At 57.9% G+C, this 19,335-nt stretch carries 9 protein-coding genes; 2 read left to right on the forward strand and 7 right to left on the reverse strand.

The annotated features are described in order from the left end of the window. Window positions 1-250: 250 nt before the first annotated feature. Entirely contained in the window at window positions 251-508 is a 258-nt protein-coding gene (locus ACM530_RS08960; protein ID WP_416364621.1) for a hypothetical protein, read from the forward strand. A 196-nt stretch (window positions 509-704) separates the two neighbouring features. Continuing rightward, window positions 705-1,358 (forward strand): hypothetical protein, encoded by a 654-nt coding sequence (locus ACM530_RS08965; RefSeq protein WP_416364622.1) that lies wholly within the window; start codon window positions 705-707, stop codon window positions 1,356-1,358. Window positions 1,359-1,806: 448 nt separating this feature from the next. On the opposite strand, the gene ACM530_RS08970 is transcribed toward ACM530_RS08965, so the two are convergent. The 7 genes from ACM530_RS08970 to pgaC form a co-directional block, all read right to left on the reverse strand. Then, on the reverse strand, window positions 1,807-2,214 hold the full coding sequence (locus ACM530_RS08970; protein ID WP_416364623.1) for a hypothetical protein: 408 nt from the start codon (window positions 2,212-2,214) through the stop codon (window positions 1,807-1,809). Between the two features lie 931 nt (window positions 2,215-3,145). After that, window positions 3,146-3,502, reverse strand: a complete 357-nt coding sequence (locus ACM530_RS08975; RefSeq protein WP_416364624.1) for a hypothetical protein — start codon at window positions 3,500-3,502, stop codon at window positions 3,146-3,148. A gap of 441 nt (window positions 3,503-3,943) precedes the next feature. Continuing rightward, on the reverse strand, window positions 3,944-4,342 hold the full coding sequence (locus ACM530_RS08980) for a hypothetical protein (RefSeq protein ID WP_416364625.1): 399 nt from the start codon (window positions 4,340-4,342) through the stop codon (window positions 3,944-3,946). A gap of 2 nt (window positions 4,343-4,344) precedes the next feature. Further along, on the reverse strand, window positions 4,345-15,237 hold the full coding sequence (locus tag ACM530_RS08985; protein WP_416364626.1) for a hemagglutinin repeat-containing protein: 10,893 nt from the start codon (window positions 15,235-15,237) through the stop codon (window positions 4,345-4,347). Window positions 15,238-15,268: 31 nt separating this feature from the next. Continuing rightward, on the reverse strand, window positions 15,269-16,993 hold the full coding sequence (locus tag ACM530_RS08990) for a ShlB/FhaC/HecB family hemolysin secretion/activation protein (RefSeq protein WP_416364627.1): 1,725 nt from the start codon (window positions 16,991-16,993) through the stop codon (window positions 15,269-15,271). 514 nt (window positions 16,994-17,507) lie between these two features. Beyond that, window positions 17,508-17,990: a poly-beta-1,6-N-acetyl-D-glucosamine biosynthesis protein PgaD gene (gene pgaD, locus ACM530_RS08995; protein ID WP_106577326.1), complete on the reverse strand. Its 483-nt coding sequence runs from the start codon at window positions 17,988-17,990 to the stop codon at window positions 17,508-17,510. A gap of 2 nt (window positions 17,991-17,992) precedes the next feature. Further along, the gene (gene pgaC / locus ACM530_RS09000) at window positions 17,993-19,333 is read right to left on the reverse strand and encodes a poly-beta-1,6-N-acetyl-D-glucosamine synthase (RefSeq protein WP_124416133.1); all 1,341 of its coding nucleotides are present in this window, start codon (window positions 19,331-19,333) and stop codon (window positions 17,993-17,995) included. Window positions 19,334-19,335: the final 2 nt, after the last annotated feature.

The following is a 19,335-nucleotide window of genomic DNA, read 5'->3' on the forward strand; positions in this document are numbered from 1 at the left end:
AGTCCGGCCCGTCGCCCAACAAGGGCGATCGGATTTGGCGATCCGTTGACCGTATGCGAAAGCTTTCTGCTTGCTTGCAGGGGCTTCCGTACCCGCATCGCTGCTTTATGGCAGCTGTGCGCGGGAGACCTTCGGGTCTGCCGGAACTCGGTCCCGGTTCGCCAACCTGCGTACAGCTGTCACCCATTCGTTTGGCGACGATAGGTGACTGCTTCACTCTACTGACCGAGGTTTCACCATGAACCAATACATGCCCCTAACGGGTCACGACAGTACCGTCCCCGCTCTGCTCATCGACACCTGTGCGCCCCTCGACGTGCTCCACGACGCCGCTGCGTACCGGATTCGCGCCGTCACCCAACTGTTGGAAAACCTGGCCTTCCGCGAACAGCTCAGCAGCGATGCCGTGGTGCTTCAAGACTTCGCCCAATTGCTGGCTATTCCGCTGCGTGATGGGTGTGATTTGCTGGATGTCATCAGTCGTAGACTCAATGCCGATCCATCTTGAGTGAAAGCCGGGCGGCTTAGACGTCGCCCGTTTTGTATGTGGGTGGTAGAGAAGAAAATCACTCCAACGAGATTAAATAAATCTGCGGCTTTTTCCTTCTTGCGAGATTGGGCCGGAAGACTCGCACATGTAAGATCGAGGTCTTTCGCATCAAATAGATGCTGATTACAGAAACGACAAGGAGGGTTGTTACACGATGAAATTACTCACACTCACCGCAAGCGCACTGCTTCTAATAGGGTGCACCAGCTACGATAAGACCAACCTGCGTAACGAAGCTGAAGCGGCCAAGTACGATCCGACTACCAGCGCGCGCATCCGCATCTATTCTGCACCGGAAAAGTACGCCATCTATGTCCCCGGCAAAACCTGTGAGGCCTACTATAACCATCCAGAAAATGGTCGCTTACAGGGAAGCATTGCTACTCGCGTCCATGATCCCAAACAAAGCTACATCCTCTGGCGCACCGCCGACCTACTTGGCATGAAGGCCGAGGACTACCAAAACCGCGTGATCGGCATGCCCGCCACCGCGCACACCGAAGCAGTGAAAACCGACCGGCTGGGCTACGACGAATTCGTCATCCCCGCCCACCAGCCAGTTCTGGTCGACATCGGGTATAAATCCGAAAACGGTTACTGCTACCCACCTACCATCCAGTTCGTCCCAGAGGCCGGAAAGGATTACGAAGCAAGCATCGAATTCCACAAGCAGAATTTCTACTCCGCCAAATGTTCTATCGAGCTGGTAACACTCAGCGGCGCCGGCTCCTTCCAGGAAACCCAGCCCGTTTCAACCAACATCTGCCGCCCTGATCGCGACGGGCACTACTCCACCGTCGCGCCTTGAGCTGAGGGAAATAGGGGACAGACCCTGAGGGGAATAGGGGTCAGACCACTATTCCTCTATTCTTTTAACTGACACTTTTCGGGCGTCCTGACACGCCCTGCGAAACTCTTTTACCTAACGCCTGCGCGATCTCGGACGCAAACTTCTGATCGCCCAAAACGTAATTTCCGTTTGTAGAAGATCGAATTTGTTCTATCAGCCCAGGTGAAAGTCGATCATTGAATATAGACCGGTAAGCTTCGGCTCGTTGCGCGGTGCCGCTACCTAATTCGTTATAAACCGCATGCGGGCTTATAAAGCCTGACAGCTCGCCCTGAGAAAAACAGGGGTCAGACCACTATTCTTCCGAGGACGACAACAACAGAAAAGTCACAAAATAAATTATGTTTTTAAAGAGCAACTCTGCTGAACTCTAAAAAACGAAAAACGGAAAAACGTGGTCTAACCCCTATTTCCCAGTTACGTCGTCTATCGCTTGAATAGTCAAAGAACTCAATCCGGATTTTTCCGCAGCGGCCGCTATATCACCTTTGCAAAATCCACATACATCTTTACCTGCAACGCTCATAGCCATATCAGCACCTTGAGTCTTGCCAGCATTATTTGCCTGCTGTATGACGCCAATTTCTGCATGAGCGTCAGCCATATTTCCATTCGGCAAAGATTTTCCTGGTGCTTCAGTTTTGGCCTTTACTCGATCAGCTATCAGAGTTGGCTCATCTGGATTTGCCTGAGCTACTGGACGAGCTGTTTGGTTTACATCAGTAAATGCCGCATCTCCAATTTTTCCCTCTGCGGTGACAACCGGAGAAATACCTTTTGCACCGGCCTCCTTTACCGGATGGGTGTACGGCATGCCAGCCTCAGCATCCGGCGAGGCAGTCGAGGAGTATGGCGCCTTTCCTGCACCTGTTTCTTTTGCACCAACTAATCCATGCGGTAGTAACTATAAAGATCCGCATCAGGCCAAAGTTCGTCATATGCGGTTAATGTGCTTCGCAGAGCCTCACTACGAGGATTCTCCGAAGGATTCATATTTAAAATTACAAATTCTTTAATTTCAGGCCACTGAAGCTCACGCATGCAAAACGCTACAGCTTCAAATGGTGAGCTTCCAGACGTTAACATCATTTTAAATCTGTCTATAAAATCCTCTCTATAGCCAGGATTTTTTTTACAAACTCCAAAATATTCAACAAAGACATCTCATAGGAAATCTCTAGCTCTTCGCTAAAAGCGGCCACAGCCGCATTGCAAAGCATATCAAATTGTTTAATTACGTTACTCATTTCGGCACCCAAGCACCTTTTCTGGAATTGCCAGGATCTGGCACCCAGACTTTTCTATATACTTCCCTCCCACATCAAGCCCCTTTTGAGAGAGTGCCTTTTCTGCTGCGGCCTGAGCAGCGCTACCAGAAGGCTCATAGTGCCCAGATGTGTTATCAATATATTTAACTTCCCCAGAGAAATAGAGGAAATAGGGGGCAGACCACTATTAACACTGTTGACCTCAAAAAAACATAAACCCGTGGCCTGATCCCTATTTCACCACCATCATGTTTCGTACCGTAGCCCCAATGTGCTTAGAGGGTGGCGAATTGGAACTGGCCACTTTCATCTCGGGCGGAAAGATGACAGATATCACACAACAGCATCTCACCACAGGCAGCACCGCAAGCTATAGGAGTGGATTGCGTTACCACGTTAAGGATAGCAATCTCGTCCAAAACATTCCAATTCCTGCCAGCCCCAGCCTGTATTTCTTTTGCATCTATGCCATCAAACCTAGATAAAATCGGGTTTAATTATATACTCAACTCCAACTTCAGCAAGAATTTTTCGAACTCTTAATACGTCTACAGCCTTTCCAGAAAAAATTCTAAACATGCCCTGCTGAAGTAAATCCCTGGACTTTAAAAAATTAGAGCCGAACACCTCGGACACAGCCATTATATGTGATTTATTTCTATAATCACCAACACAAAATACTTCGTATATCTCTTCATCAACCTTAACACCAGACATGTTCGTAGTAACTAACGACCAGTCACAAACTGAACACCTTAGCCCTTTAGCGCTGTTTTCCTCAAAACTTACCAAACCACCGCCGCATCGCTCGCACACAACTAATGAAATAGACACTATGGCTTACCTGGATTAAAAATTTTGAACTCACCTTGCTTCGATAAGTCCGGGCAATTTGGATTCGAAGGGGATCTCGGAGCAACTACTACTTTTCCATCGCCGTAGGCCCACACCAAGTTAGTTGGAGCTTTCACCGCCCCCCATTTTATTCTGGGAAAATAGGGGTCATACCACTATTCTTCTAAAAATATAGTCTTCATCTAAATAAAACACGCAGACCGATTGTTTCCCCGCTGAATAATATGCAACGGGATATCCGGCAGTAAAACCCTAGGACGGCGAGCCATATAAACCCCTAACTGGATAAGAGCTTACAGCTTAGCCGCCCTTCAACAGGCCAACAGATTGGAATAATTACAAAAATAAATCACATTTTTAAAGAGCAACTCTGCTTAACTCTAAAAAACAAAACCGTGGTCTGACCCCTATCTCATGCCCCTATTTCACGCTCGGTCTTGTGTACCTGTCACAGATTTCAGAGTAGTTAATGGTCACAGAATTAATATCATCAACAACACAATTCCATTTTTTACCAAACTCGTACGCCAACCATAAATACATTTCCATCGACCCTTTTGAGTGTCCCAACTGCATTTCAATCATTGTCCTCGGTGTGGCACCCAACAAAGTTTCCCAATCGAGAATATCTTGCGCATCATAAAAACCTATGAACTTTTCGGAGGTGAGTAATGACACATACAAAGTGGCCTCACCCCAGATCAATACTCCACGACTACGTTTACCCGCGCTGACGACTCCACCTATAGCGTGGAGAAAATCAGCGAACGCGTCTTCATCAATTGCCACATCCGATATAATTGATGCTGAGTTGCTCACAGCTATAACCCCCCTTTTTTGGCTCCATACTCGAATAACTCGTCGACGCTATTAATTACTTTAACCCCTACCTTTTCATAAGCTTTGATCTGCTGCGGCTTAACCACGTTCGGAGCAAAAAGTATGACTTCTTTACGATCAGGGTTAAGCATAGTGTTATTTTGTAACCTCTGTAACTGTTCGATTTTTCCAGGCTTCGGACTGCTGGCAACCTCAATGATAAAACGAGGTGTTTCAGCGTCAATCTCGCCAATCCCCACAGGCTTCCCATCAACAAAACCAGATCTGAATTTGCTTTGATAATCCAAAAGCATTCCTTTTTCGCTCAATGCCCTTCCAACTTGCCCCTCTAAAACCTCTCCCGTGACATCTGATTTAAGTGCCAAGTCAATTTCATTATCAAATCTTCCTGGAACAACCGTAAGAGGTCTCCCGGCTAACCCAGCTTCGTTATCAGCTGCGCCAGCCCAATTTTTGCCCGCAATTAGCTCACCGGACTTAGCCGCACCGTTTAACTCGGCACCTGATGCAAGCCTCTTAATCGCAATGCTCTCTAAAATAAGTTCGAAAACAGTCTTGGCACCCCGTGCCGCCGGTACCACAGCCGCCAGAATGTCGAATTCAGGCGTGACGTCTTTAGTCCCCTTGATCGCAATATCCGCCAACCGCTGCGATGCATCCGCAACACTCGACTCATACGTCGACAACCCCGATAGTTCGTTTTGGTGCTGAGCCGTCTGCTCTTGACCGTACTGCCGCCATTGATCGTAGACCGCCCCGGGGCCGTAAACATTTGCCGCATTAAAAAGGGTCGGGTCGTTTTTCTGACTCTCTGTAGCACCAAAGGCGTAGACCTTCTCGCCCTTGACCATGATGGGCGTGCCATCTTTCCAGGTCAGCGGAATTTCCTGTGCGGCTAACTGGGCAACAATTCCCTTGGCAGTGTTCAAATCCTCCATAAATCGCTCGGACTCGGTGTCCTTGCCCTTGGATTGCTGCACCAGTGCATTCAAGCGTGCTTCGTCAGCTTTATCGACCGCACCGCCTGCGGCAATCATCAGCAAATCAATCCAACGTGTACTGGACTCAGCCTTGCCCCGCTTTTCCAGCTCTTCGGCCTTCTTCTCCAGAATTGGCACTTCCTGGGTCTTGTGCAGGCGGCGGTTGAATACTTCAACACTATTAGCCGTTCCACCAGCTACTATCGAACCGTTTACGCCATTACCAGCACCTACAACAGTGCCCACACCCGCCGCAATCAAAGACGCCAGCGCATCTTGATCCGTGCCCTTGATTTGGTTTTTTTCCAAAGCATCTGTGATCGCCGGTATCAACGCGGCTGATGCACCTGCACCTAGTGCACCGCTTTGAGGGCTACCGCTGGACAACCCAATTGCCGCGCCAGCCAACGCATGCAACATCACGCGCGCCGCACCACCCTCGGCCCACGCGGCACGCGTGGCCGCATCAGATTTCGGATCTATGGATCTGGCCTGAGCGTAGTCGCCTATCTTTTTAAAGATGTCACTGGAGGACGTATTGGCAACAATCCCTACGGCTGTAGTTCCCGTCGCTCCGCCTAACCCTGCTGCGATCAAACCGGTGGCGATATCGGCCATCACACGTTTGTCACCACCCACCTGCCAGCCCTTGGCATCCAGATATGCCGCGTTTGCCGCCAGTGCGGTTTGCTCAGCATCGGGTGAGCCCGCCTTGGCCTGATCATCTGCCTGCTTGCTCAATGCTGCGGCTTTGTTCGCCTTGGCTTCGGCAACTTTGTTGATCACGGTGCTCGACAGTTGCGCCGAGCTTTGGATCAAGTCGATCCGCTCTTGCATGGCCTTTTCGTCGGGCCGGTCGAGCGGCTTGTTGGCGTTGGCGGTGTCACGGTTCAAGCCGACCAGGTCATTGGCCCCGGCCGCGTTCCTTACCTCGATTGTTCCCGGGCTGACGGCGCTGCGGGTTTTGTTGCTGTCGGATTCCTTGAGCAACAACGGAATCGTGCCACCCACGCCCGAGCGCGCATCGGTGAACCCTGCTGTCGCGCCGGAATAGCTCAAGCTCGCGGCCTGGCTTTTGATGTCACTGTTGTTTTTGATATCGCTGACCAGCAGGCGATCAGTACTCAGGTAGTTCTTGTCGTTGCTGGCTTCGCTGGCGATTACCGCGCCCTGAAGCGTGGTGTTTTTACCCACATTGATGTCATAGCCACCCTTGCCGGCATAAAGGCCGGTTTGCTGGGTCACCGCGTTGTAATCGCTGTTCATTTTGTTGCCGGCGATATTCGCGGAGCCTGAAACCATGGAGCCAAGGCAGAAAGGTGGCACGCAAATGCTCACGCCAACACCGCCGCTGGTTTGCTTGTTCTTCTGGCTCGCTTCGTCCTGGCGAGAGGCGATGTTCAAGTTGCCGCCAACCTGCGCCTTAATAGCGTCGGCATGCACCTGCGAACCTGCCAGTGTTGTGTCCTGGCCACTCTTGAGGACGAGAAGACCCGTCTCCACCGTACTATTGACTTGGGTGACTTCATGGCCGGTTCCCATACCTTTGGCCATCTGCGCCCCCAGGTCCAGCACGAAGCCGCTCTGTTCACCGAAACTGAGGCTCACACCGATGCTGGTCTTGTTGTTTTTATTCTGGTTGTCCCAGTTCTTACGGTCCTGAGCGCTTTCCAGGATGACGTCGTTCTTAGCCTGCAACAGCGTGTCTTTGGCTTTGATGCTGCTGCCGATCACATGCAAGTCACCTGCGGTGCCCGGTGCATCGCCGGTTGCCACGATCGCCAGGCCACCGCCACTGTTGAGAGTCGATTGCTTCACCGTCTCGGCGTTGTACTCGCTGGTGCTTTTCTTGCGGGTATTCGCGAGTTCAGTACCAATCTTGAACACCGACCCTTTGCTGTTGGCGGGCTTGCCGTCTGAATCGTTGGCCGCTTCATTGCCGCCACCCAAAGCATCGTAGACCGAGAGCGCCGCCTGAGCCCCTTTGACGGCCTTCAAACGGCTGTCGTCGGCCTTTTGAACGGCCTGCACATCGTTACGAATACTCTTGTAGGTGTCGACCACTACACCACCGATCACCCGCCCTACCGCCAAATTCTTGGAGCTGTCCTGACTCGTTTGGTTAGCCGTTTCTGTTCCGGCCGCAATGGTGACATTAGAGCCATTGAGCGACATATCTTTGGTGCTCACCAGATCACTGGCAATTACCTTCAGTTCACGCCCGGCGACCAGACTTACATTGCCGGCGCTGGACCCGACGGTGCTGCCCGTCAACGTCGTTTCGTTGGCTGTGCCGTTGTGTTTCTGGCTATTGATGAACAAATGTTGATTGCCGGTGGCGTCATCCAGACCCAGCTTGTTGCCAGTCAACACACCCGTGAGGTCGCGATTTTTTTCTTTGTGCATGTCGGTGCGCGAGAACGTGTTCTGCGCGGCATCAATAGTCAAATCACGCCCGGCCTGCACAGCCAGATCACCCGTGCTCACCAAGGATGAACCAGTGACTTTGACGTCCCGTCCGCTTGCGACGGTGACCGTATCACCGGACACCATACTGCCCACGGCAGTGGTGCGTTTCTCGTCGACTTTGTATTCAACCTTGCTCGACTTGAACCCACCCCAACTGCTTTTACTTTCTTTGCGTTCGTGACGGGCGCTGTCGGAGTTAGTGACCGCTAGAATGCTGACGTCCTGGCCTGCGACCAGTTGCGCAGCGCCTTTTTCGGCAGTGACGGCACTCCCGGCCAGTAACAGGTTTGCACCCGCCACAACGGTGCTGTTGGTACCTGCGCTGACCAGGCTGCCGACATTGTTGACGGCGGATGTCTCATCGAGGCGGAATTTCTTCCCGGACGAGGTCTTCTTGGTTTTGCTGTAGAAGCTGTAGTCCTGATTTTCAGCCGCCTTGAGGGCAAGGTCGTTACCCGCAACCAGGTACGCTTCTTTGCCCGCATCCACTTGGCTGGCCACCAGTTGCAGGTTCTGCCCGGCGCTCAGGGTGGCGCCACCGCCAGCCTTGAGCACGGTCGATACTTGCTGAACGTGGTCTTCCTGGCTGGTGACCTTCTTGGAATTAAACGCCGAATGCTGTTCATTCGCCGCCGACGCCAGGTTCACATTGCCCTTGGCTACCAGCGCCAGATCACGCGTGGCATTCAACTGGCTGCCGATGGCGCTGATATCGCGCGCAGCCACCACCTGGAAGTCGCGCCCGGCTTCGATCACGGTGCCGTACTGGTTTGCGCTGCTGCTGCGCATGTAGGTGCTGACGGTGTTGGCATTGCGCTGTTCGGCGGTGGCCAGGTTTACATCACGCCCGGCTTGAACGCCCAGGTCGGCGCCGCTTTTGAAGGCGCCGCCGGTGCTGTTGACGTCGCGCCCGGCTTGCAGGGTGAGGGTGTTGGCGGCTTCGATGCGGGCGGCGTTGTCGACGAAGTCGGTGCGTTCGGTGCGGTAGCCGCTGCTGCTCTGGTGGCTGGTGACGGTGCGCTCGTTGAGTACATCGCCATTCACTGCGCTGACGCTGACGTCGCGCCCGGCGATGATGCCGCCGGCGCGGTTGGTGAGGTTGTTGCCGGCGAGCAGGTCGAGGCGGTTGCCGGCTTGCACGAGGCCGCTGTTGACCATGTTGCGCCCGGCGCTGGCAGCCAGGTTATTGGTGGCGCGCAAGGTGCCGACGTTGTTGAGGTCGGCGCCGCTGACCAGGTTCAGGTCGTTGCCGGTGATGAGTGCGCCGTTGGGCGCCAGGCGGTTGTTGGCCTGGGCCAGGTAGAGCACGGGCACCAGCACTTGCTGGCCAGCGACGGTGGCGTTTTCCATCCACACGATGTCATGGGTCAGGGCCGCGACTTGCTCGGCGGTGAGGCTCACGCCCACCGACAGGTTAAGCGCCTGCTGGGTGCCAATGGCGTTGTCCATCAGGTACTTGAACATCGCCGTGTCGCTGGTCTGGCCATCGATGAAGCGCTGGCCGGTGCGCGCGATCACGGCTTGCTGGATCAGGCGTTGTTCATACAGGCCGTCACCCAGGCGCTTTTGGGCCTGGTCTGGGTCGTAGCCCAGTTTGGACAGCATGTAATCAGAGCTTAAAAACTGGCTGAGGTTGGTCAGCAGCGGGTTGGTTTCGATCAGGTATTTCTGTGGATTGGAGACGAACTGGCTGTCTGGCAGGCCTTGCACACGGTTGATCACCACGCCGTCGGCCGAGGTGCCGCTGGCGGGTACGACCGGGCCGGTAACCGGCGTGCGGTCTACACCGCCGCCGCCGAGGGTCCAGCCTTGCGGGCCGGTACTGGCCGGCGCGCTGGCGCTTTCGCCACTGAGGCGGAACAGCCCGCCCTGCCCGCTGGGCAAGGTGAAGCCGGGCAGGCTCAGCGGGTTGATCTGCTGTTGGGCGAGGTCAGGCGGCAGTTGCTGGTTAAGGGTGACGCGCGTCGAGTAACCGGCTGCGCCACTGGCGCCCGTGGCGCCGGTGGTGGTTTTGGCGCCCGCACCGATGTAGTTGTAGCCCAGGCGCACCACGCTGTTGTCGATACCGGCTTGCGCCTTGACGTCTACCGCGCCGGCGGCCTGAATCACCGCAGCGTAACGTTGGTCGTCACTGGCGATTTTGGTGACTTTGCCGAACTGGGTGCGCTCGCTCTCCATGATCCCGATGAAGTTGGCCACGGCAGCCTCCAGGCCACCGAGGTCATTGGGATTGTAGCCAGGGCTTTGATACCAGTATTTATTGGTCAGTGCGCGAGCCGCATTGAACCAGCCGCTTGGGTGCTCGGTGCGCGCCGATGTAAAGAGCCGGTAGGTCTCGGTCTCGCCGGTTTCGATGCCGGTGTTGACCAGGTTGTTCAGGCGCGCGGTGAAGTTGCCGCCGGCCGCAATCGAGCTGCTGCTGTTAAGCAAGTCACCGCCCGCCAGCGTCATGTTACCGCCCGAGGTGATGCTCGAACCGGCACTGGCGGCGGTCACTTCCAGTTTGTCGCGGGTCACCAGCTCCCACACGTAGTTGCGCGCCGTGCCACCGGCATGACAGTCACCCGCGTTGACGTACTCGATGCAGGTGCCTTCGGTGGCGGATGCGGTATAGACACCCGCGTCGTTGACGGTCAGTACCGCCCGTTCGTTTTTGATCGAGTTGGCGGACAGGCTGAGGTTGCCGTCACTCTGGATCGTCGAAGAACTGTTGAGGATGCTGCTGGCCAGGCCGCCCTTGCCGTCACGGTCGACGCTCAGGTTGCCCATGCTGTAGAGATCGGCGTAGCTGTTGTTCAACGCGTCGACACGCAGGCTCATGTCGCCGCCGCTGAAGATCAGGCCGTGATCGTTGAGTAACGCACCGGTGGTAGCGGTCAGTCGCTGGCCACTGCCCAGGGTCGCGTAGTTGTTGATCGCGCCCGCGTTAAGCACCAGGTCGGTGGCGGCGGTGATGCGCCCGCGGTTGTTGAGCGTGCCGGCGATGTTGGCGGTAGTGATGCCGCCGCCGGCGATGCTTGCCGTTTCGCTCAGGGTGGCCTGTGCCGCGCTGAGGTTGAGGTCGCCCAGGCTGCTGATGCGCCCGCTGCTGTTAAGGGCGCCGCTCAACGTCAGGTCGAGCGTGCCGTCGCTGGCGATCAGGCCTTGGGTGTTCCAATTGGCGCCACTGCCGACGAAGCGTCGGGCGCCGAGCAGTTGGCCGCTGGCGGTCTGGTCGAGGGTGTCGACGTTGACTGTCAGTTGCCCGGCCTGGATCACGCTGCTGTTGGTCCAGTGGCCCTGGCTAATGGTCAGGTCGCCACGGGTGACCAGGCTGCCGCCCACGTCGTTGAGGTTGGCGGGGGCAATGCCGAAGTTGCCTGTGCCCACGTGCAGTACGTTGCCGCCCAGGTTCTGCAGGCTGCCGGCGTTGAGGGTCAGGTCGTTGTTGGCGGTTTCGAGCACACCGTTGCGGTTGTCGAACAGGCCACCGATGGCGAATTCGGTGGTGCCCGCCGTGCCCAGGGCACGCAGGCGCCCGGTCTGGTTGTCGAGGCTGGCAGCGCGCACCTTGAGGGTGCTTTCGCTTTCGATGATGCCCAGGCGGTTGTTAAGTGCGCCGCTCAGGTCCAGGTCGATTTGTTGACCGGCAATCTGGCCGTCGTTGTCGCCGCTGTTATCAACGTCATGCCCGACCACGCGCATCAGGCCTTTGGCATAGAGCCCGCCGTTGCGGTTGTCGAAATTGCCGGTGGTCACCAGTGCGTTGCCGCCCTGCGCCGCGATGCGCCCGCCATAGTTGTCTACGCTGCCGGCTTGCAGGTTGAGGCTTTGCCCCTGCATCACGCCGCCCTGACGGTTGTTGTTGAGGTCATAACCGTTGCGCAGCACGCCGACCACACGGGTTTGCAGTGCGGCCTTGAGGCTGGCAAGGGTGCCGCCACGGTTGTCGAGGCTGGCGGCGTTGACACTCAAATCGCCCGCCTGGGCGATCAGTTTGCCGCTCTGGTTGTCCAGCGCGTCGGCCACGTCGACGGACATGCCGCCCTGGCTTTGCACGGTGCCTTTGCCATTCTCCACGCGGTTGGCCGTGAGGCTGAGGTCGGCGTTCTGGCTGTAGATCAAGCCGTCGTTGCCGTTCTGCACCAGGCCGCTGGCGGTGAGGCTCAAGCGGTCGTTGGCGGCCAGGGTGCCACGGTTGCGGTTGTCCAGGCCGCCGGTCAGCAGGGTCAACAGGCCCTGGCTGGCGATCTGGCCGCCCTGGTTGTTGATCTGCGCGGCACGGCTGATCAGCAGCGGGCCGCCGCTGGCCAACTTGCCATTGGTGTTGGTCAGGGTCGCGAGCAGGTCGAGGGTGGTGGCGGTGCCGCCGCTGATGCTGCCGGCGCTGTTGTCCAGGTTTTGCGCGTTCAGGTTCAGGGCTGCGCCGCTGTCGATCACGCCGCCCTGGGCGTTGTTGAGCAAACCGCCCACGTCGAGACGTTGGCCGGCGGCGCTGGAGAGTACGCCCGTGTTGCTGTTGTCCAGCTCGGCGGCGGTCACGTACAGCGCTTTTTGACTCACCAGCGCACCCGCTCCGCTGTTGAGCAGGCTGGCGGTCAGCGTGGCATTAAGGTCGCCATAACGGCTCGACAAGGTGCCGTTGTTGCGGTTATCGAGGTTGGTACCGCTGACGGTCAGGCCCTGCCAGCCGGACATCAAGCCGTTCTGGTTGATCAGGTTTGTGGCATTGAGCAGCAGCAGGTTATTGCTGATCAGCTTGCCGTTGCTGTTGTTCAACGTGCGACCGCTGAGGTTCAGGGTTTGCGCGCTGGAGAGTTCGCCACCGCCGTTGCTCAGGTCACGCAGATGGTTGATGGTCAGATTGCCGGCGGTGGTGATCAGGCCCCCGGTGTTGTTCAGGTCGCCGGTGGCGTTGCCGAAGTCCAGGGCAATTGCGCTGCCCAGCAGTGAGCCATTCTGGTTATCCAGCTCGGCGCTGTTGAGTGTCAGGGCAGCGCCTGCGTTGAGCAGGCCCTGATCGCGATTGGTCAGGCGGCCATCAACGTTGAGTACGGTGTCGCCACGGCTGGTGAGTGTGCCGCCGCTGTTGTCGAGGCTGGCGGCGTGCGCGTCGACCGACGCTGCGGCGATCATGCCTTTGACGTTTGCCAGGGCCTGGCCGATGCGCAAGGTCAGCGCGGTATTGCTCAGCAGTTTGCCGCCGCTGTTGTCCAGGTTGTCGGCGGTGAGTGTGAACGCCTGGCTGCTGGAAATCTCGCCGCCCTGGTTATGCACATCCTTGAGGTTGTTGAGCATCAGCAGCGGCGCGTTGATCAGTCCGCCCTGGTTATTGAGCTGACCACGGTTGAGGTCCAGGGTCAGGGCCTCGGCGCTGGTGATCTGACCGCCGTGCTGGTTGTTCAGGTCAGCGGTGGTGATCTGCGCGGCCTGACGTGCGCTCAGGGTGCCTTTTTGGCTGTTGTCGAGACTCGCGCTGTTGAGGATCAGGCGGGCGTCAGTCACCAGCCGCCCGCCCTGGTTGTCTACCGCGCCAAGGGCGTTGAGGGTCAGCGGGCCGGCGCTGGACAGCGTACCGCCGTTGTTGGCCACGTTGCGCGCCGTGACGCTCAACAGCCCTTCGCTGCTGATCAGGCCCTGGTTGCGGTTGAGCAATTGATCGACATTCAGGCCTGCGCCGCTGCCGGCAATCACCAGCCCGCCATCGCTGTTATCCAGTTGCGTGCCGGTGACCTGCACGCCCGCACGGCTGGACAGCTCGCCGTTGCGGTTGTCGATGTTGGCGACAGTGACCTGCACACCCTCGACGCCGGCGACCAAGCCTTTTTCACGGTTGTCCAGGCTGTTACCGGCCACACTGACCAAGCCTTGGCTGGTGACCAGACCGCCCTGGTTGTTCAGGCTGCCGACGTTAAGGCTCAACGCCTTACCCGCCGTGACCAGCCCCGCGACGTTGTCGAGGGTGGTGACCGTCAGCGCTGCGGTGTCCAGGCTGGAGACTTCGCCGCCCCGGTTATGCAACTCACCGACAACCGCGGTCAGCGGACCGTTGCTGGTGACCAGCCCACCTTGGGTGTTCTGCAGGCGATCGGCCGTGAGGGCCAGGCCGCCGTTGCTCAGAATGCGGCCTTTGTTCTGGTTGTCGACTGTGCCTGCCGTAATCTGCGTGTGCTGTTTTGCACTCAGGGTGCCGCCCTGGTTGTTCAGGGTCTGGGCATCGACGCTCAACGTACGGCTGGCGATGACATTGGTGCCGGTGTTGTTGACGGTCTTGCCGCGCAGACTGACGTCGCCCGCTGCGTTGCGGGTGTTATCGGTGTTGACGCCAGCTTCGATAATGTCGCTATTGGTCAACGTGCCGCCGCTGGACAGCGCAATGCGGTCACGGGCGGCCAGGCTTTGCCGGTTGGTCAGGTCGCCTTGGGTTTGCACGTCCAGTGCCGTGCCGGCGTACACCGGCCCCTTGGCGTCCAGGCTCGCGGCCTTGACGTTGACCGCGCCGCTCGCGGCGGTTTGCGCCATGCTCAAATGCCCATTGGCATCAAGCTGAATATCCCCACCACTGGCCGCCAAGGTCCCGTCGAGCTTCACGCCCACGCCGGCTTCGGTGCCTACCAGTTTGATCGCGCCGGCGTACATGCCGCCCAGCGCGCTGGAGTCGATGGCCAGCTCGGGTTTGGCGCTGCCGTCGTCGGCGCGTGCGGTGGTTTTCAGGCTTTGGGCATCGACGTCGTTGCGCCCGGCGATTACGGCCAGCTCGCGTGCGTTGATCTGGGCGTTGATCTTGGCCGAGCGGGTGATGATTTCGAAGCGGTCGACGTTGCTGGCGTTCAGGCCCTCGCCGTCGATGGTCACGGCGCCGCCGTCAACCTGGTAGTGGTCCAAACGGCCGACGTTGTCCATCACCGGTTTGCCGGTGGTCAGGGTCACGTTGGGCGTGTTGATAAAACCGCAGCCACTGCACGTGATGCCGTACGGGTTGGCGACGATAACCTTGGCCGACTGGCCCGCCACTTCGGTGTAGCCGCGCAGCTGGCTGGGGCTGCCGCCGTTGACTTCGTTGAGAATGACGTTGGCGGCGCCGCCCTTGAGGTTCGGGTTGCCGACGATGTAGCCGCCGAGCTGAGTGTTCTGCACCGCGCCGGTGGCGTTGTTGAGGATCACGCCGTTGGGGCCGACGTTGTAGTCCTTGAACTGGTTATGGGACAAGCCACTGCCATTGGGCGCAGCGATGTTCACCACCGGCACGCCATTGCCGGCCTGGCCGACGCTGGTGGCCGGATTGCTGACCACAATGCCTTCGGCCTGGGCGAGCAACGGCTGCCAGAACAGCGCGTTGGCCAGAATCAGTACCAGGCCGCGCTTGGGCAGGCCAAGGAACGCGTCCCGGCGCTTCAGGACAGCAGAAGGTTGGCGGGCCAGAAAGGCAAAGTGGCGAACATCCATTTTCAGATTCTCGTTGCAGCAGGGCGTTGAATTACAGGAAGAAATCCATGCGGAAGTAGATCGGTGCTTCGCGCTCCGTCACGACCCCAGGCCTTTCTAACGAGTGAGCAAACGTCACGCTGGTGCTGACGTATTTGCCCCGGGCGAACAGCTCCACGGAGTTGCTTGAAACGCGGCCGTGGTAGTCGTCGTTGTAACGGTCGTTGCGGATCACGCCTTGGTCGTAACCCAGGCTGGTGCCGTATTCGGCGAAGGCCGGGCGCAGCCATTCCAACGTGACCGGGCGGGCCCAGCGCACTTCATTGCGCCAGTAGCCACCGCTGTCGCCGGACAGTTGCTGATCCTTGAAACCGCGTACCGAAGAAGAGCCGCCGAGGCTGATGCGTTGCGGCGAGAACAGCACGTCTTCGCTGCGTTGCCCGGTGGCCAAGCTGGTAAAGCTGAACGACTCGCCCCACAGGCTGAACGGCTGCAGATAACTGACGGTGGCGGTGTATTTGCGGTAATCGGGAGTGGCCGTGAGGTGCCCGTACTGATCGCGATGCTGGTCGTCGCGCTGGGCGTCAAATGCACCGATGCCGTTCTGCACGCCCAGGTCAACGTTGACGAAGGCATTGCCGATGCGCCGGCCGTGGTTGATGCCAAATTGCAGTTCGCTGAGGCGGTTACTGCTGGTTTCGAGGTGGGCGTCGTCGATGTAGTTGTTGGTGCGCAGGTGAGCCAGACCGACGTTGACTGAGGTCTTGCTCACGTCATCGCGGTGAATCACGCGCTCTGCGCGCAGTTGGTGGTTTTCGTTATCGCCCGACTGCTTGAACTTGAAGGTGTCGGTGTAACCCAGCGCGCGGTAATCGCTCTCGCTGTAGGTGTAGCTGAAGTTCCACCAGCCCCACGGCACGTTGTAGTAGAGCATGGTGTTTTTCGACGTTTTCTGGTGGTCGCTGATCGCGTCATGACCACCGCGCAGCACCAGTTGGTCGGCCAGCCCCAGCGGGCTGTCCCACTCCAGGCCCGCGCCCCATTGCTGCTCGCCGGTGCTTCTTTGCCCATCGTTATTGCGCGACAGGCTGGCGCGCCACGGCTTTTGCGCGGTGTTCTTGACCACCACGTCGCTGCCGCCCACGTCTTTGCCGGGGGTCAGTTCCATTTGTGCCTGTTTGGACGGCAGACGGTTGAGCTGGTCGACCAGTTGCTCGACCTCGCGCAGGTTCAGCGCCTCGCCGACCTTGCCGGGAAAGGCCATGGCCAGCTCGCGACCGGTCACGTTGCTGCCTTCGGCGCTTCTCAAGGCTTCGAGCTTGCCCTCGACCACCAGCACTTGCAGGTGGCCGCTGGACAGGTCCTGTTGCGGCAGGTAGGCACGGCTGGTGACGCGGCCTTTGGCGATGTAATAGTCGGTGATGACTTTAAGCAGCTCATTGAGCTGCGAGACGCCCAGGCATTGGCCCACATAGGGTTTGAGCAACAGCGTGCGGTCGGCAGCGGACAGGCTGTCGGCGCCCTTGAGCTCGATGTCTTTGATTGGGAAACAGCGGGTGTCAGCGGGCGTCGCCGGGGCTTGGGGCTTGGCCTCTTTGCCGGGCAGGTCCTGGAGTTCTTGCAGGCGCCGGCCTTGCTCTTCGAGCAGGCGATTTTGCCGGTCGCGGATCAAGTCTTGATCCCCTGGCGTGGGAGCGGCTGTGGCGCTGTTCAGGCCCAGACAGGCGAGCAGGAAAGTGCACAGCAAATACCGAGTCCGTGGCAATAACAAAGACATGTTCGATCCATCGAAAATCAAGGGGCGGCAAACTAACATCGAACTCGCGCTAGCCCAAGAAGCTGGACTTGTCGGGCATTCGTACTTATTAAAACCGCAACCCATTGATTAATAACAACAAATAATCATCAAACGGTGAAAGCGCTTGTTGTTGAAACTTTTATTCCGACAAGCGGCCACTGTTTTTGATAACCCTTCGGCAAACAACCCAGCAGATGCCATTACTTAGCCATCAACTAAATACCGAGTTAGGTTAGTACAGGGGAATACAGAAAAGTTCGCGGATGTTTTGTGAATTGGATCCCATTTATCGGATGAGTCTGGAATAGCGCCTCTTGTGGCGAGCGGGCTTGCCCCGCGTTGGGGCGTGAAGCGTTCCCTGGTCAGTGTCGCCGCGTTACGTCAGGAAGATCGTGGCGTCAGGTTTGGGGCTGCTTCGCAGCCCAACGCGGGGCAAGCCCGCTCGCCACACAGACCGCTCGCCACAGAGCGCGGGGTAAAGAGCACGGGGCAATTAGCCTGCGCCTTTGTCTTTTTCCTGCCCTGGCACCAGGGTCAGCCCTGGCCGCTCAACGTCGCGCGAAACATGGGCCTTCACATCTTCTACGCCGCCCTCGTCATCGTTGTGAATCACCAGCACACCCGACTTGCGAAACTGCTCGAGGTGGCCGTCGCCCAAGTTAAAACTTTCACTCAGGCTTTTATCGCTGAGCGCGTTGGCTTCGGCGCGACGCTGGGCAAACTTGCGCCCGCGACGCTGTTGATAGCGTGCCCAACTGATCAGGATCACCGCATTGAACAAGGCGATCCACAGGTAGATCTGCAAGGTGTTGAGCGCCGCAAAAATCGGCGCTTCAATGCGCGGGCCGCCATGGGTTTCCAGCATTGCGCCGATCCCGCGTGCCAGCAGCCAGACCAGCCCGGCCCAGGCCAGCAGGGTGAGCAGCACGTCGATGATCCACATCACTGTGTTCTGGCGAGTTCTGACCAGTTTCATCGTCACGCCTCCTCTTCGCTAGGTTTAATACCGCGGTCCGGGCTGACCCAACGCGCGCGCTTCTGGTGCTGGTTGAAGAGCACCTTGGGAAAGCTGACCAATGTGGTGAGCAAACTGACCAGCCAGAACACCATCGGGTACCACACGGTCCAGAACAGGGTTTTCCACAGGTCCTTTTCGTAACGCCGATCAATCAGAATGCTCACCGCAAACTGCAGCAGGCACACCATCGCCAGCACCAGCCCGGTAAACGCCGGCGGCACCAGCGAATCCACGGCAATCGCCTGCGGCAGCACCATGAATTTGCCCAGCCCCCAGAAGATCACCGAGAGCAGGAAAGTGAAGGCCCAACCGGTGGACAAGCAGTACTCGAACAACAGCGGCCACAGGTAACGATGGCGCCATTGCCAGATGCCACGGATGTTTTTGAACAGCACTTCGGCGCCGCCCTGGGCCCAGCGCAGGCGTTGCTTCCACAGGCCACCGACGGTTTCGGGCATCAGGATCCAGCACAGGGCACGCGGCTCGTAGAAGATGGCCCAGTGATCGAGTTGCAGCTTCCAACTGACATCGATGTCCTCGGTGATCATGTCGGTGCTCCAGTAGTCGATGCGGTCCAGCGCTTTCTTGCGAAACGCCACCACCACACCCGACACCGTAAAGATGCGGCCGAACACCCGCTGGGTGCGCTTGATCAAGCCAATGATCGAAGAGAACTCGCCCACCTGCACCCGGCCGATCAAGGTCGAACGCGTACGAATGCGTGGGTTGCCAGTCACGGCACCGAGGCGCGGGTTGTCCAGCATCGGCGCGACCATGTAGGCCGCCGCATTTTTGTCGAGCAAGGCATCGCCGTCGATGCACACCAGGTACTCACTGCGCGCAGCCACCGCGCCCATGCGCAGGGCCACAGCCTTGCCCTGGTTCTGCGCCAGGTGCAGCACGCGCAGCCGTGGGTGTTCCAGCGCCAGGGCATCAAGCACCGCAGCGGTGTTGTCTTTGGAGCCATCGTTGACGGCGATCACTTCGATGTTCGGGTACAGCTGGTCCAGCGCCGCATGAATGGTGTCGGCGGCGTTATCGCCCTCGTTGTAGCAAGGAATGATGATCGAGATCAGCGGGTTGCCGGCCAGGGTCGGCGCCGGCGTGTCTTCCTTCCACGGCCAGTGACGCTCCCAGTGCAGCCAGAAGTACAGCCCGCCGGCGATCCACAATGCCGACATGAACAGCGGGTAGAAAAACACGAAGTCCATCAGGAACTGCCCGGTGACCAGAAAGATCAGGCCAAGGGGCACACCCAACACCAGCGCCAACACGAATAAAGCCAGGATTCTGTCGAACATGG

The organism is Pseudomonas sp. NFX183, from assembly GCF_047943075.1.
Taxonomy (GTDB): Bacteria; Pseudomonadota; Gammaproteobacteria; order Pseudomonadales; family Pseudomonadaceae; genus Aquipseudomonas.

Coding starts and splice junctions, on each gene's coding strand:
- ACM530_RS08960 (WP_416364621.1), top strand. CDS start 251: ATGCCCCTAACGGGTCACGACAGTACCGTCCCCGCTCTGCTCATCGAC.
- ACM530_RS08965 (WP_416364622.1), top strand. CDS start 705: ATGAAATTACTCACACTCACCGCAAGCGCACTGCTTCTAATAGGGTGC.
- ACM530_RS08970 (WP_416364623.1), bottom strand. CDS start 2,214: ATGCCGTACACCCATCCGGTAAAGGAGGCCGGTGCAAAAGGTATTTCT.
- ACM530_RS08985 (WP_416364626.1), bottom strand. CDS start 15,237: ATGGATGTTCGCCACTTTGCCTTTCTGGCCCGCCAACCTTCTGCTGTC.
- ACM530_RS08990 (WP_416364627.1), bottom strand. CDS start 16,993: ATGTCTTTGTTATTGCCACGGACTCGGTATTTGCTGTGCACTTTCCTG.
- pgaD (WP_106577326.1), bottom strand. CDS start 17,990: ATGAAACTGGTCAGAACTCGCCAGAACACAGTGATGTGGATCATCGAC.
- pgaC (WP_124416133.1), bottom strand. CDS start 19,333: ATGTTCGACAGAATCCTGGCTTTATTCGTGTTGGCGCTGGTGTTGGGT.